Source organism: Paenibacillus sp. PK3_47 (assembly GCF_023520895.1).
In the GTDB taxonomy this organism is placed as follows: domain Bacteria; phylum Bacillota; class Bacilli; order Paenibacillales; family Paenibacillaceae; genus Paenibacillus_AQ.
In genome coordinates, this window is sequence record NZ_CP026029.1 from 3698153 (window position 1) to 3711157 (window position 13005).

At 52.0% G+C, this 13005-nt stretch carries 15 protein-coding genes; 8 read left to right on the plus strand and 7 right to left on the minus strand.

Features of this window, described 5'->3' with window-relative positions:
- Nucleotides 1-31: 31 nt before the first annotated feature.
- The 4 genes from C2I18_RS16430 to C2I18_RS16445 all read right to left on the minus strand — a co-directional run bounded on the left by C2I18_RS16430 (nucleotide 32) and on the right by C2I18_RS16445 (nucleotide 3120).
- Nucleotides 32-403 (minus strand): hypothetical protein, encoded by a 372-nt coding sequence (locus C2I18_RS16430; protein ID WP_249896839.1) that lies wholly within the window; start codon nucleotides 401-403, stop codon nucleotides 32-34.
- A 31-nt stretch (nucleotides 404-434) separates the two neighbouring features.
- Entirely contained in the window at nucleotides 435-929 is a 495-nt protein-coding gene (locus C2I18_RS16435) for a hypothetical protein (protein ID WP_249896840.1), read from the minus strand.
- Between the two features lie 107 nt (nucleotides 930-1036).
- Entirely contained in the window at nucleotides 1037-2452 is a 1416-nt protein-coding gene (locus tag C2I18_RS16440) for a sensor histidine kinase (RefSeq protein WP_249896841.1), read from the minus strand.
- Nucleotides 2440-3120: a response regulator transcription factor gene (locus tag C2I18_RS16445; protein WP_249896842.1), complete on the minus strand. Its 681-nt coding sequence runs from the start codon at nucleotides 3118-3120 to the stop codon at nucleotides 2440-2442. Before C2I18_RS16445 ends, C2I18_RS16440 begins: the two co-directional genes overlap by 13 nt.
- A gap of 151 nt (nucleotides 3121-3271) precedes the next feature.
- Here C2I18_RS16445 and C2I18_RS16450 point away from each other — a divergent pair, with 151 nt between their 5' ends.
- Nucleotides 3272-3988, plus strand: coding sequence for a YceI family protein (locus tag C2I18_RS16450; protein WP_249896843.1), 717 nt, complete (start codon nucleotides 3272-3274; stop codon nucleotides 3986-3988).
- A gap of 103 nt (nucleotides 3989-4091) precedes the next feature.
- Here C2I18_RS16450 and C2I18_RS16455 read toward each other — a convergent pair whose 3' ends face one another.
- Entirely contained in the window at nucleotides 4092-6230 is a 2139-nt protein-coding gene (locus tag C2I18_RS16455) for a peptidoglycan D,D-transpeptidase FtsI family protein (RefSeq protein WP_249896844.1), read from the minus strand.
- Nucleotides 6231-6377: 147 nt separating this feature from the next.
- Here C2I18_RS16455 and C2I18_RS16460 point away from each other — a divergent pair, with 147 nt between their 5' ends.
- The 7 genes from C2I18_RS16460 (at nucleotide 6378) to C2I18_RS16490 (ending at nucleotide 11431) form a co-directional block, all read left to right on the plus strand.
- Complete coding sequence (locus C2I18_RS16460; RefSeq protein WP_249896845.1) at nucleotides 6378-6773, plus strand: (deoxy)nucleoside triphosphate pyrophosphohydrolase; 396 nt, start codon at nucleotides 6378-6380, stop codon at nucleotides 6771-6773.
- A 42-nt stretch (nucleotides 6774-6815) separates the two neighbouring features.
- Nucleotides 6816-7163: a nucleoside triphosphate pyrophosphohydrolase gene (locus C2I18_RS16465; protein ID WP_249896846.1), complete on the plus strand. Its 348-nt coding sequence runs from the start codon at nucleotides 6816-6818 to the stop codon at nucleotides 7161-7163.
- Complete coding sequence (locus C2I18_RS16470; RefSeq protein ID WP_249896847.1) at nucleotides 7145-7495, plus strand: DUF1648 domain-containing protein; 351 nt, start codon at nucleotides 7145-7147, stop codon at nucleotides 7493-7495. Before C2I18_RS16465 ends, C2I18_RS16470 begins: the two co-directional genes overlap by 19 nt.
- 86 nt (nucleotides 7496-7581) lie before the next feature.
- A complete protein-coding gene (locus tag C2I18_RS16475; RefSeq protein ID WP_249896848.1) occupies nucleotides 7582-8586 on the plus strand; it encodes a Gfo/Idh/MocA family protein in 1005 nt (334 codons plus the stop codon).
- Between the two features lie 85 nt (nucleotides 8587-8671).
- Nucleotides 8672-9598: an ADP-ribosylglycohydrolase family protein gene (locus tag C2I18_RS16480; RefSeq protein WP_249896849.1), complete on the plus strand. Its 927-nt coding sequence runs from the start codon at nucleotides 8672-8674 to the stop codon at nucleotides 9596-9598.
- Nucleotides 9599-9697: 99 nt separating this feature from the next.
- Entirely contained in the window at nucleotides 9698-10711 is a 1014-nt protein-coding gene (locus C2I18_RS16485; RefSeq protein WP_249896850.1) for a phosphotransferase, read from the plus strand.
- A 171-nt stretch (nucleotides 10712-10882) separates the two neighbouring features.
- Complete coding sequence (locus tag C2I18_RS16490; RefSeq protein ID WP_249896851.1) at nucleotides 10883-11431, plus strand: hypothetical protein; 549 nt, start codon at nucleotides 10883-10885, stop codon at nucleotides 11429-11431.
- Nucleotides 11432-11901: 470 nt separating this feature from the next.
- On the opposite strand, the gene C2I18_RS16495 is transcribed toward C2I18_RS16490, so the two are convergent.
- The gene (locus C2I18_RS16495) at nucleotides 11902-12066 is read right to left on the minus strand and encodes a hypothetical protein (protein WP_249896852.1); all 165 of its coding nucleotides are present in this window, start codon (nucleotides 12064-12066) and stop codon (nucleotides 11902-11904) included.
- A 108-nt stretch (nucleotides 12067-12174) separates the two neighbouring features.
- The gene (locus C2I18_RS16500; protein ID WP_249896853.1) at nucleotides 12175-12978 is read right to left on the minus strand and encodes an AAC(3) family N-acetyltransferase; all 804 of its coding nucleotides are present in this window, start codon (nucleotides 12976-12978) and stop codon (nucleotides 12175-12177) included.
- Nucleotides 12979-13005 lie beyond the last annotated feature (27 nt).

Here is a 13005-nt window from a genome sequence, read left to right on the forward strand (position 1 = left end):
TAAAAGTACCTCTCCAGCGCCACACAGCCCTTCACTCATTTCTCATATCCACCGCGCAGCCCAAAATCAACGGGAAAACTCCCGTACATTCCACCAAATCCACCGCGCAGCCCGAAATCAACGGGAAAATTCCCGTATATTCGGCCAGACCACACGCGCAGCCCGAAATCAACGGGAAAACTCCCGTACATTCCGCCAAATCACCCGCGCAGTCCGAAATCAACGGGAAAATTCCCGTATATTCCACCAAATCCACCGCGCAGCCCGAAATCAACGGGAAAATTCCCGTATATTCGGCCAGACCGCACGCACAGGCCGGAATCAACGGGAAAACTCCCGTACATTCCGCCAAATCACCCGCGCAGGCCCAAATCAACTGGAAAATTCCCGTATATACCGCCAAACCGCTCGCGCAGCCAGGGCACAAAAGCCCCTTACTCCTGCACCAGCGAAAATCCCTCTTCCGCCAGATACTCTTCCGCTTCCCCGACGGTCTCGAAGGCCATCTCCAGCTGAATGCCGGCGTAGAGGTACCACAGATCCTCCTCAAATCTGAGACTCAGCTGATTTCCTTCCGGGTTAGCCCAAATTGTCTCGGCGGCCGGAGCAGCTTTTTTCTTTCTTTTACTTGGAGCGGGGGCTTCAGGAATGTATGCGGATAATGAGGCGATTGATGCATCCAGCAGCTCACGCAGCTCAGCCTCAGAGTAATCGCGGATGTTGACCAGCCCTTTATTGTCTGTCTCATAGCCCCGAAGCAGCCCGGCATATACAAATCCGTTGCCGTTCGGATGGAGATGGGAAGCGACGGTCTTTTTCTCATGCCGACTGCCTTCAAAATGATAGTTCACCCGGCCAAGGGACACGTCTTTGCGTTCCAGTTGGGGGTAGGAATCGAGAATCGCCATTTTTTGTTCAAAAGTCAGCATATACAGCCTCCGGTTCACGGTTTCATATAGTAGTTGATTAACGTGCAAGTGATTATACCATGCCAGGGTAAAAGTAAACCACTTCCGCTTCCCGCATAGAAGCGGTGTTACAGCGCATGCGGAAGTGTCAGGATAAAAGTACAGCCCGGTTCCGGTCTGCTATCAAGCGCAAGGCTTCCGCCCATCGCTTCAGCCAGCAGCCGGCTGAAGGTCAGGCCAAGTCCCAGTCCGCGCAGCGTGCTCTGCTTGTCGCTGCCGCGGAAGAAGGCTTCGAATACCTTTTCGCAGTTCTCCGGCGTAATGCCCGGCCCGTTATCAGTGACAGTGATCACTGCGTTTCCGTGCGGAGCCTCAGTAAGGCTGACCGTCAGCTGGAGCGGGGTTCCGGGAACCGCGGCCTGCAGGCTGTTGTTCAGCAGATTCACAATAATCTGCTGGATGCGCAGCGGGTCTCCCCGAAGCAGCAGAGGTTTGCCGGGCAGATGAAGCAGAGGGTCAAGGACCTCCCCGTTTTGGGTCAGCTTCCACTGATACACGATTTCTTCCAGCAGCGGTACGGCATCCAGCTTGTCGTGGCGGACTGCGACGATTCCCGCAGTCAATGCATTATAGTCCAGCAGATCGGCGACCATATGCTGAAGCCGTCCGGCTTCCAGCAGGGCGATATCGAGAAATTCAGCGGCTTCGTCACCTTCGACGACGCCCTCACGGACCGCATGAACCAGTCCCTTGATGGAAGTGACCGGTGTTTTCAGTTCATGGGAGACCCCTGCAAGCATGACTGCCCGGGACTGTTCGAACTGCTGCAGCTTACCCGCCATCTCCTGAAAGGAGATCAGCAGCTCGTGAATTTCCCGCTCCTTGGCATTCGTATCCAGAACGATGTTATATTGCCCGCTGCTGATCTGGGCAGCGGCAGCGGCTACCTTCTGAACCGGCTTGGCAAGCTTGACCGACAGGAGATAGATCGTCAGCCAGCTCAGGACGATCAGGGAGATGATGATGATGGAGAAAAAAGTGATCTCCTCTTGCGGAATATGCTGCAGGGAGCGTTTGGACTGGAGCACAATGACTTGTCCGAGCGCTTCCCCGTCTCCCTGAATGGCAGCCGACGCCGCCTTGAATTCCGGGCTGCGCGCATCGGTAAGGCTGTCGTTAAGCTTATGCCGCATCTCCTCATCGGTTAGCTTTGGCTCCGAGAATAGCAGCTCGCCCTCAGGCCCGGTAATGATAACGCACATTTCTACCGTAACTTTAAAGAAACGCTTGCGGTCTTCGACCAGCTTCTGCAGCCCCGGGCTGATTTTGACAATGCCGTCTGGGCTGACGCTGCGGTCGGCAATTTCCTGGGCCAGCAGGGCGGTGGTCTGCATCCGGTTATTCATCGCTTCCTGCTGTATCCACCAGAACGTAAGCAGTGCGGTGACCAGCAGCCCGACACTGATGATCAGCAGGTAGCGGACTGTCCAGTACGAGAGAATGGAGGTGCGCTGTTTGTTTCCGGGAAGCTTTAAGTGACCCATAGCTGATACCCCGTTCCTCTCAGCGTACGGATTTCGCCTTCCCCGGCAGGCCAGTGGGAGAGCGCCTGACGCAGTCTTTTAATCGACAGATCCACGGCCCGGTCACTTCCCTCGTAATCCATTTCCCACACATATTCAAGCAACTGCTCTCTTGTACAAATCTGATTAGGACGTTCGGCGAGGAATAACATTACCGACATATCCCGCGGGCTGAGGTTGACCTCTGCGCCGTTAAGGAAAACAGCATGTGCTGAAAAATCTATAAACAGGCTGCCATAATGACGCTTGCGGCTGCCATCCGACCACTGGGAAGGGCGGCGGAGCACCGCATTTACGCGGGCCACTACTTCCTCAGGAATAAAAGGCTTGGACATATAATCGTCAGCACCGCCGTCCAGTCCGGCCAGACGGTCTTTAATGCCGTCCCTTGCTGTCAGCATAATTACAGGACAGCTGCTCTTCTCACGGATCAGCCCAAGCAGCTCAAAGCCGTCCATGTTCGGCAGCATAATATCAAGCAGGACCAGAGAAGGCGGAGCTTCTTCGAAGGCGGCCAGCGCACTTTGTCCGTCGGCGGCACGGGTAATGTGATAGCCTGCTTTTTTCAGATAGACGCTCAGCACCCGGGCAATCGCTTCCTCATCCTCTACAATTAAAATGGTTTTCATTAGATTTAAGCCTCCTCCGGGCCAGTGAAAATTACGACAATTTTACCACATTGTGTGCCTGCTTGCTTTGACTTATTCCCGACATATTGCCCTGTTAGAATAAGGGACAAGCCGATAGGGGCACTAAGATAAACAAATGGAGGGAACAAGGATGAAGAAAAAAACATGGGCCTGGGTTGGCGCCGGAGTCGTTATCGCAGGGGCAATCACAGCATTCATTTTACTCAACAACAGCTTGGGCAATAACGTTGAAATCGAGTCCGTTATCCCAGCCGAGACGCAAGCAGGCAATTCATCAGGGACGGCAGCCGCAAATGCTGCGGAGACAGCGGGCGCTGCAGTCACGGCAGAGCAGTTGAATGGTGCATGGACCATCGCCGATACCTCGAAGGTATACTGGTCGGTAACGACGTCCCGTGAAACGGTCAATTTTGTCAATGAAGAGGTTGCGGGGACCTGGAATGTGAATCTGGCGGATCCGGCTGCGATGACGGGTGAAGGAACGCTGGAGATGAGTGCCCTGGATTCCGGCAACGGCCAGCGGGACGAACATGTCAAAGGTGCGGACTATTTGAACATTGCGGAGTTCCCGCAGTCTACATTTGTAGTGAGCTCCTTCTCGGAGCTGCCGGCGGAGTGGACGGAAGGCACAGCGGTACCTGTAGAAATGCAGGGTACACTGACGGTAAAAGGTGTGGAAAAGGACGTTACTTTCCAGTCTCAAGCAGTGTACAGCGGCGGACAGCTGCTGCTCTCGGGAACAACAACTGTAACGTTCGAGGATTTCGGCTTAGCGAATCCGCATTCGATCGTGCTGGAAACCGAGAACAATCTTGAAGTGCGCCTGGAGCTTGCACTGAACAAATAAGCCTGTGTGTAACCTTCGACAAATTCACATAAAGATGGGGACGTCTCACAGCCGGACAATGGCTGAATGGGACGTCCCCTTTGTATACCCTCTGGGCTATGTCTTAATCCTCATCTGTGTCTGCTTCTTCATTACCTGCTGCAGTCCCGCTGTCTGCATCCTTATCAGGGGGGATATTCTTCTTCGGCACACCGTCTAGACCGTATTCCCAATCATATGCATCAAAAATTTTGCGGGCGACCGGTGCAGCACTGTTTGAGCCGAATCCCCCTTCGGGAATGACTACCGCTACGGCCAGCTTTGGATTCTCACGCGGGGCGAAGGCGATAAATACGCCGTTGTCAGCCAGATAATTAGTGCGTTTAACTGTATATTGCTGCTGCGAAGTCCCTGTCTTGCGGGCAAAGTCATAAGGAAAGTCTTCAAAAGCACTGACGGATGTATTCATCCCCTTGATGACCTCCCGCCAGTGGGCCTTGTCAAATTTCACTTCGTTCAGCACTTCCCGCCCGAAGGTTTTGACGGTATTGCCCGCCTGGTCTGTAATTTTGCTGACCAGCTGCGGTTTGATCCGGACGCCCTGATTAGCCAGTGTAGAGGCATATTGGGCGAGCTGCAGCACTGTATACCGGCCCTGCTGTCCGAAGGAAGCATAGACCAGCGCGGATTGGGCGCTTCCGGACTTGGCTTCAGCAAAGTAATTGATCAGGCCTTTGTGTTCGCCAGGCAGGCCGCTGCCCGGGGCCGCACCCAGCCCGAACTCCTTCATATATTTATCCCATACATCGACGCCTTTGGAACCGTATTTCTCGTAGAGTTTATTCCCAATCATATCGATCATAAAGACGTTGGAGGATTTCTCGATTGCTTTGGCTGGAGAACTGAAGAACCCGTAGGCATGGCTTCCGGAGTTGCGGACAGTGGTTTCGTATCCTTCCTTACCAAAGGTGGTGCTGCCTGTATCCGTATAAGGGGTATGCGTTGTGATAAAACCTTCATTCAGCCCGATCAGCACGGTCAGCGGCTTGATTACAGAACCTAAAAAGACCGTAGATTCAAAGTTATGGCCGGACCGTCCGGAGGCAATTGGCGTAATAGTACCGTTTTTATTGTTGATTTCCAGATTATTTTCTTTCCATACCTCGTCCGGCATCACGCCGGAAGTCCACAGGTTGGTATCGTAATCCTCCATGCTGGCCATCGCCACAATATTCCCTGTATCGACTTCCATGGCGACTGCGTAGCCGGTAAGGGCGTCAGGATGAACCTTCCCCTGCACCGGATTGCTGTGAACCCATTTGATCTGATCAAGGATGGCCTGCTCTGTTTTCAGCTGAATATTTTTGTTGATGGTCGTCCACAGGTTGTTGCCTTTCACCGGAGGTACCACTTCTTCGATGCCTTCGGACATGTTCTTGGCATTCACGCCAACCGTCAGGTATCCGTTGCGGCCGCGCAGCTCTCTCTGGTATTGCAGCTCCAGCCCGTCAAAGCCGACAAATTCATCGTCTCTGTAAGCCAGCCCCGGGTCTCCATCCCTCTTCATTGCAGCGAGGATATTCATATAAATGTTGAGGCTTCCTGACTTTTTGAAAGGCTTGATATACCCGATGGTCTGCGTTGCTACAGTGTCAGGATCATAATGCCGCTCGTCCTCCTCAATGACCGTGAGATTGGGATACTTGTCCTTGTGTTCCATGAAGTAAGCGACTTCTTCCTTCGTAAGCCCGCGTTTGATCGGCCGGAGCATGAAGCCCGAATAGACTCTGGAATCCAGATCCATCGCTTTCAGTATGGCCTCTTTGGTCATGGCCTCTTCCGGTGGCACCTGTGCACCATATTTAGCGAAATCAGCTGCCAGGCTCTCGGCAAGAGTCTCTGCTTTGGCGACCGCTTCGGGGGTGCGTGAGGTGATTTTGGTCTCCTTGTCGGTCGAGGTTGCCAGGAAATCACTGGTTAATGAAAAATATAACGTCTGCACTGAAGTGGAATAGGCCAGCTTTTCTCCTGCTGCGGCAAATATCGTTCCCCTGATGGAGGCCAGCGGCACGTTTTTGGTATCCCGGCTGGTCTCTACCTCGGAGAGCGTGGGTCCCTCCACGAACTGAAGAATGGCAAGACGGACAATAATAATGCAGAATATAATAAATGTGCTGAAGAAAAATATATTAATGCGCAGACTAAGGGACTGGGTCGGTTTGGGTTCATCGTGGAAAGAATCCGGCTTGAAAATAGATTTCACATACAGCCTCCCCTGGAGAATCCATCTCTCCTGCAGAAAAGATGAATTCTAGAATGCGAATCACTTATTACCATATTGTACCACAATATTACATCTTGCTTGTATGCACGAAATAGATGATTCGTAAGAAAAAATAGGAGGAATAGCATGATTGAAGTAGCGGCTGCGATTATACATAATAAAGAAGGGCGGATACTTATTGCCAAAAGAAGGCAGGGCAAGTCACAGGCGGGACTGTGGGAATTTCCCGGCGGCAAGCTGGAGGCTGGTGAGGATGTCCAATCCTGTCTGTGCAGGGAGCTGATGGAAGAGATGGCCATCGGGATACAGCCTGTGGAGGATTACGGTGTGCATGAGCATGATTATGGAGATGTTCAGATCCGGCTCCGGGCCTGGAGATCGGAGTATGTACACGGGGAGATCCGGCTGACTGATCATGATGCCTACAGATGGGTACTGCCCGGTGAGCTTGCGGAGTTTACTTTTGCGGCGGCAGATATCCCGTTTGTGGAAAAGCTGCTGGGCGAGTCCCGGGATGAATAATCCTGCCCATATTGAATATTTTGAGAATGGAAGTGATCTGTTTTGCCGCAATATCATAAGCTTGTACGCGACTGCATCCCGGATATCATAGCTCCCCAGGGAAAAAAATGTACTACAAAAATATTGGAACAAGAAGAATACATAGAGCAGCTGCGTGCCAAATTGCGTGAGGAAACTGCGGAATACCTCGAAGCCGGGAACGACAAGGATGCTGCGGAGGAGCTGGCGGATCTGCTGGAGGTAGTCTCGGCGCTGGCAGAAATTCATGGCTTGGATGACAGGGCTCTGGAAACTATCCGTGCACAAAAGGCAGAGCGGCGGGGAGGATTCAAGCGGCGTATTCTGCTGCTGCAGGTGGAGGATGAGACTTCATGTTCAAAAGAAGACTGACAATGTCCTTGAGTATTATTGCGGCAATGATTCCATTCATTTTGTACCTGTTTTTGTATCCGCGGATGCCGGTATTTGTACCTATTCATTATAACGGGGATGTAGCAGACCGGTTCGTGAACAAAAGCAGCGTTGAAGTCCTGCTGCTCAGTCTGCTCGGCTGGTTCGGCTTTATTGTGATCAGGCTGCTGCGGTTTGCCCTGACCAGAATGTTCTTCCGGAGCTATATTGAAAATCTTGCGGTGCTGCACCGTATCTGGAATGCGGCCGCGCTGCTCGTAACGCTGGGATTTGCTTCAATCAGCGTCTGCGCGCTGTTCGAAATGGTATAACCTATTATTGTGGTAATTGTTGTATACGCCTATCACATTTTGATAGAATTATAAGGACTATGTACGATACCAAGGAGGGCAAGTTAATGTCAGACGACAACGCTTACAAGGTAAAATGGGGAATTCTCAGCACTGGCTGGATTGCCCATCAGTTTGCAACAGACCTGGCTCATGCCAGTAACGGTGTAGCTTATGCCGTAGGGTCGCGGACCCAGGAGAGTGCGGATGAGTTCGCCCGCAATCACGGTATTCCTGTTGCGCATGCCACCTACGAAGATCTGGTGAATGATCCGGAGGTAGACGCGGTCTACATTGGAACTCCGCATCCTTTCCATAAAGAGAATGCGCTGCTCGCGCTGCGTGCCGGCAAGGCGGTATTATGCGAGAAGCCGTTCACCGTGAACAGCGGTGAGCTGGAGGAGCTTGTGTCTTACGCCCGTGAACACAAGCTGTTCCTGATGGAGGCCATGTGGAGCCGCTATATTCCGGCCAACGTCAAGGTTAGAGAGTGGATCGCTGACGGACGGATCGGCGATGTCCGGCTGGTCAAAGCGGATCTTGGCTTCCGCGCCGGCTGGAATCCGGAGAGCCGTCTGCTGAATCCGGCGCTGGGCGGCGGAGCGCTGCTGGATGTCGGCATCTATCCGGTATCCTTTGCGTCGATGGTTCTCGGACCGCACCCGGAGAACGTATCGAGCACTGTCCATATCGGCGAGACAGGTGTGGATGAGCATTTCTCACTGCTGCTGTCTTATGAAGGCGGCAAATCAGCTTCCCTGAACGGCGGCATCCGCCTGAACCTGCTGGAGGAAGCCCATGTATTCGGGACAGAGGGCCATATTGTTGTCAAAGGCACGCTGGTCAATCCGAAGTCGGCTGAGCTGTACATCGGAGGAGAGCTTGCGGAGACGTTTGAGGATGACCGTGCTTCGATCGGATATTCTTTTGAAGCCGAGGAAGTCGGACGCTGCCTTCAGGCCGGGCTTACCGAAAGTCCGGTGATGACGCTGGATGAATCTGTAGCGATCCTTAAGCTGCTGGATCAGATCCGCAGGCAGTGGGGACTTGTCTATCCGGGCGAACAGGCATAATAAGCTGCAAAGTGTTGCGATCATGCTCGTGCAGCAGCCTCCGCACCCTGCGGCAGACTGTTCTTGAGAGACAAGGAGGAGCACAATGTTAGGAACTGCCGATCGTTATCAGGGATGTTTGCAGGGACTGGCAACCGGGGACGCACTCGGGACTGCAGTGGAGTTCAAGCCCCCGGGTACCTTCACACCACTTACGGATATGACGGGCGGCGGCGTATTTGGACTGCAGCCCGGACAATGGACAGATGATACCTCCATGGCACTCTGTCTGGCGGAAAGCCTGCTGGCGAAGCAGGGCTTCGATCCCGCCGACCAGATGCGGCGGTATGTGAAATGGTTCCGGAAGGGTCATTTGAGCAGCACCGGAGTATGCTTCGACATCGGCAATGCTACTCAGGCGGCACTGCTGCAATTCGAGGCCGGCGGCGAAGCCTTCAGCGGCTCAGCGGATCCTCTGGCAGCCGGGAACGGCTCCATTATGCGCCTTGCTCCTGTAGTCATGTATTATGCGGAAGACCCGCCCGCTGCCATAGAATTTGCAGCACACAGCTCGAGGACCACCCATGGTGCTGCTGAATGTGTAGGAGCCTGCCGCCTGATGGCCGCCTACATTCTTGCAGGGCTTCACGGCTGGAGCAAGGAAGAAATGCTCGCCCCGGAAGCCTTCAGCGACTGGATAACTGAGAATCAGCTGACCCCGCATATTCTTAATATCAGGAACGGCTCTTATAAGCTGAAGGAGCCGCCGGAAATCCAGGGCTCGGGTTATGTGGTGGAGTCGCTGGAAGCGGCGCTGTGGGCTTTTCACCAATCATCAAGCTTCGCCGAGGGAGCACTGCTCGCCGTCAATCTGGGTAATGATGCCGACACCACTGGTGCGGTCTACGGCCAGATTGCCGGAGCTTACTACGGGCTAAGCGGCATCCCGGAGGAATGGGCAAGCAAGCTTGCCATGCGCCTTCTGATCGGCGACTTTGCCGGGCGGCTGTATACAGAGCGGGCTAGAAGGTAAGGGGAACGATGCAGCAGATGAAGAAGGCTCCGCGGATGCGGGGCTTTCTTGCTGCATGGGGTTGCAATAAAAGTTCCGATTACAAAGGAGGACCGGACCATGAGTGACACTTCATACAATCTGCAGTTTGACAAGTTATGCAGCATGCTGCAGCTTGGAGATATCGTTGGCGTTCCTGAGGTTATTACGGGCGGGCTCTTGCACAGAATGTACATGATAGTAACGACTCAGGGCAAATATGCAGTCAAGGCATTGAATCCTCAAATTATGATCAGGCCAACAGCCATGCAAAACTTCATAGATTCAGAACGGATTGCTGAAATTGCATCCCGGCATGTTCCTGCGCTCCCAGCGCAACGGTTCCAGGGTACTGCCGTGCACAACATAGATGGTCAGCATTATCTTGTGTTTGAATGGACTGAAGGAAGAAGCCTGAGGCCTGACGAAATTACCGCGGCTCATTGTTACATAATAGGCGGGGTTCTAGCGGATCTTCATAAAGTTGATTTTTCAGAATTAAACATCACTAACAATGGTGGGGCTCACATACAGCTAACGGATTGGAACCATTATTTGCATCTGGGGCAGAAAAATAATGCGCAGTGGATGAACCTGCTGTCTGAAAATATCCAACTTCTTTACAGCTGGAACGCACAGGCGAATAACGCAGCAGAACGGCTCGCTTCAGGTAGGGTTATAAGCCACTGGGACTTGGATGCTAAAAACGTAATGTGGAATGACGGAACCCCCCTTTTTATTGATTGGGAAGCTTCCGGTTACATTCATCCGATGCAAAACCTGATTGAAACGGCTCTGTACTGGTCAGAGGATGGAACCGGGAATATCAATAAAGAAAGATTTCAGGCTTTTATAGCCGGTTATGCAAGGAATTACGGAACCCTGCAGGCAGATTGGAAAACAGTTCTGGAGAACGGGTTTTCAGGCAAATTAGGATGGCTGGAGTACAGCCTGAAGCGTTCCCTGGGGATTGAATGTACAGACGAAAAAGAACAGCAGACGGGGACGGAACAGGTTGGAGGAACATTACATGCCCTCAATCGTTACGGGGACACAATCGCTGAGATCGAAAATTGGCTTAACAACGAAATTTGATCAATATGCAAACAGGTAGCTTTTCATAATAGCACACATTCCCTTAAATGAGTATATACAGCGGCAGATATTCGCGGAACCCTTGTTTTATACTATATTTAATTCTATCCTGCGGGCTTTGGCGGCTTGCAGCCTCTCCCTGATAATGTAAAAAAGAAAGGCAGCGATAGAATGACTTGGGGTTCCGTACTGATACTGATTCTGAATGCAGCTTATTGCCTCATTATGCCATGTTTTCTGTTCCATGCTTATAAACAATATAAATTTAAAAAAGCCGGGAAAAATCAGATACAAGTATACGACCCGGCTCTGTTCATTCCTCATAGCGGTCTGCTTGTTACGGCGTTTCTCTATCTGATAACAGTTACGGTGCTGTGGATGCTGTATATCTTTGGAGTGAGTGACCTGCTCATAAGCCACTGGTTCTATTATGTATATTTAGCGGCCCTTCCTGCCGTAATCAATCATGACAGAGTGCTGATGCATATCGGAAAGCAAGGCATTGTCCTGAACAAGGAGCTCATACCCTGGGATGAAATTACCCGCTGTGAATTTAAGGGGCTCAACCCTGCTACGAACCGGTGGAAGCTGGAAATTCAGGCTGGAGACAGAGGGTTATGCGGGATCATATCCTCCGGTTCATTTGCCGAGCTTGATCATTTGCTGGAAAAAAATAAATGTGCGTCCACGATCACTGTGCCGGAGTTGTTTTCAACTTAACAGGAACCAGGGCTGCCGGATAACCGGCAGCCTTTTTGTTATGGCATTAGTGAGCGGAAGGGCATGAAATGCACGAAATAAAACCACCGCGCCGCAGCCAATGTACACAGTTTTTCACGTACAATAGGCTCATTTCTCTCCGCCGCAGCCCAATGTACACGGTTTTTCACGTACAATAGGCTCATTTCTCTCCGCCGCAGCCCAATGTACTCGGTTTTTCATGTACAATAGGCTCATTTCTCTCCGCCGCAGCCCAATGTACACGGTTTTTCACGTACAATAGGCTCATTTCTCTCCGCCGCAGCCCAATGTACTCGGTTTTTCGTGTACAATAGGCTGCTTCTGCTGTAAGCCAGCAAAAGGGCTGGAGGAGAGGTATACCAGCACAAGACCGAACTGTGAATAAGCGGATTGCAAAAGAATACAGATTTTCATTTTGCAGCAACGATAGCAAATAGAAGTATCTCATTTCACAAGCGGATGCCCTTAGGTTTACGCTGAACGAATGTACGGTAATCCTTCACGGAGCGGATAATCCGGTGATGGAACAGCAGTTCTTTATCGCTGATAATCCAGGTGTGGTTGGATGTATTTTTTGGGCGGGCTTCCACTACATCGCTCCCCTTATCAATCATCTTCCATTACAATATGTAGGAGGAAACAAGAGTAACGGCGTATCTCTTCTGAAATAACAATGCCGTTGGAAGCTCCGCCAGAGAGCAGAATGCAAGTTTAATACATCATCAAGCCCTATGCTGCTCCATCCACGCCGCCGCCCAGTCTACAAGCGGTCTTTGCTCCAGCAGACGGATTTCGGCATTGCCGATGACGTGCACAGGGAGATTGATCTGGCGTTCGTATGCTTCTCCTAATCTGACAAAATCGCTGTCATCCACAGCCTGGGTAGAGTATGTCACCCATTGGCGTTTGCCGTCTACCAGCATGGCGCTGCTCTCGTTCATCAGGTGTTTGCCCGGGAAGCTGGCTCTGGTCTCAGCCAAATGAAGGGATGTATTCTTGTCATGACCGACGCCGATCAGGAGCACATGGCCGTTCAGCTGATACAGCTTATCCAGGGGCGATCCCGCTCCAAAAATATTGCTTAAATCATGATTTTCCGTCAAATACACCGCATGCTTACCCACTGCCGCTACGGAACGTGCCGGGTGATCCGAACGTTCTGCACCAGGCCATTTGCAGAACAGCTCCGCTGCGATGCCCATGCCGATGGCCGGAGTTACCTTTTTGTCATAGGCCGGCCAATGCTCCCGGATCACAGGCCACCATTCAGCAGGCTCTTCCCAGTGCACACCTGTTTGCGGATCGAGATTCTTCCAGGTTTGCGAGGGCATCATTATAGTTCCTCCGGTACCAACGATCTCAAGAAGCGCACGGATTAACGTTTCGGCCCCGCCCACGACAAACCCCAGCCGGCTCAGTGAGGTGTGTACGAACAGCGTCTGTCCTTCCTGCAGACCGCAGTGTTTGAACTGCCGGATCAGCTCTTCTTTTGTGAATATGGTTCTGTTCTCTTGACGCTTAGACATACAAACTCCACCTTTCATGTCCAGTCA

Coding starts and splice junctions, on each gene's coding strand:
- C2I18_RS16450 (WP_249896843.1), top strand. CDS start 3,272: ATGAAGAAAAAAACATGGGCCTGGGTTGGCGCCGGAGTCGTTATCGCA.
- C2I18_RS16435 (WP_249896840.1), bottom strand. CDS start 929: ATGCTGACTTTTGAACAAAAAATGGCGATTCTCGATTCCTACCCCCAA.
- C2I18_RS16475 (WP_249896848.1), top strand. CDS start 7,582: ATGTCAGACGACAACGCTTACAAGGTAAAATGGGGAATTCTCAGCACT.
- C2I18_RS16500 (WP_249896853.1), bottom strand. CDS start 12,978: ATGTCTAAGCGTCAAGAGAACAGAACCATATTCACAAAAGAAGAGCTG.
- C2I18_RS16490 (WP_249896851.1), top strand. CDS start 10,883: ATGACTTGGGGTTCCGTACTGATACTGATTCTGAATGCAGCTTATTGC.
- C2I18_RS16485 (WP_249896850.1), top strand. CDS start 9,698: ATGAGTGACACTTCATACAATCTGCAGTTTGACAAGTTATGCAGCATG.
- C2I18_RS16440 (WP_249896841.1), bottom strand. CDS start 2,452: ATGGGTCACTTAAAGCTTCCCGGAAACAAACAGCGCACCTCCATTCTC.
- C2I18_RS16495 (WP_249896852.1), bottom strand. CDS start 12,066: ATGATTGATAAGGGGAGCGATGTAGTGGAAGCCCGCCCAAAAAATACA.
- C2I18_RS16480 (WP_249896849.1), top strand. CDS start 8,672: ATGTTAGGAACTGCCGATCGTTATCAGGGATGTTTGCAGGGACTGGCA.
- C2I18_RS16470 (WP_249896847.1), top strand. CDS start 7,145: ATGTTCAAAAGAAGACTGACAATGTCCTTGAGTATTATTGCGGCAATG.
- C2I18_RS16445 (WP_249896842.1), bottom strand. CDS start 3,120: ATGAAAACCATTTTAATTGTAGAGGATGAGGAAGCGATTGCCCGGGTG.
- C2I18_RS16460 (WP_249896845.1), top strand. CDS start 6,378: ATGATTGAAGTAGCGGCTGCGATTATACATAATAAAGAAGGGCGGATA.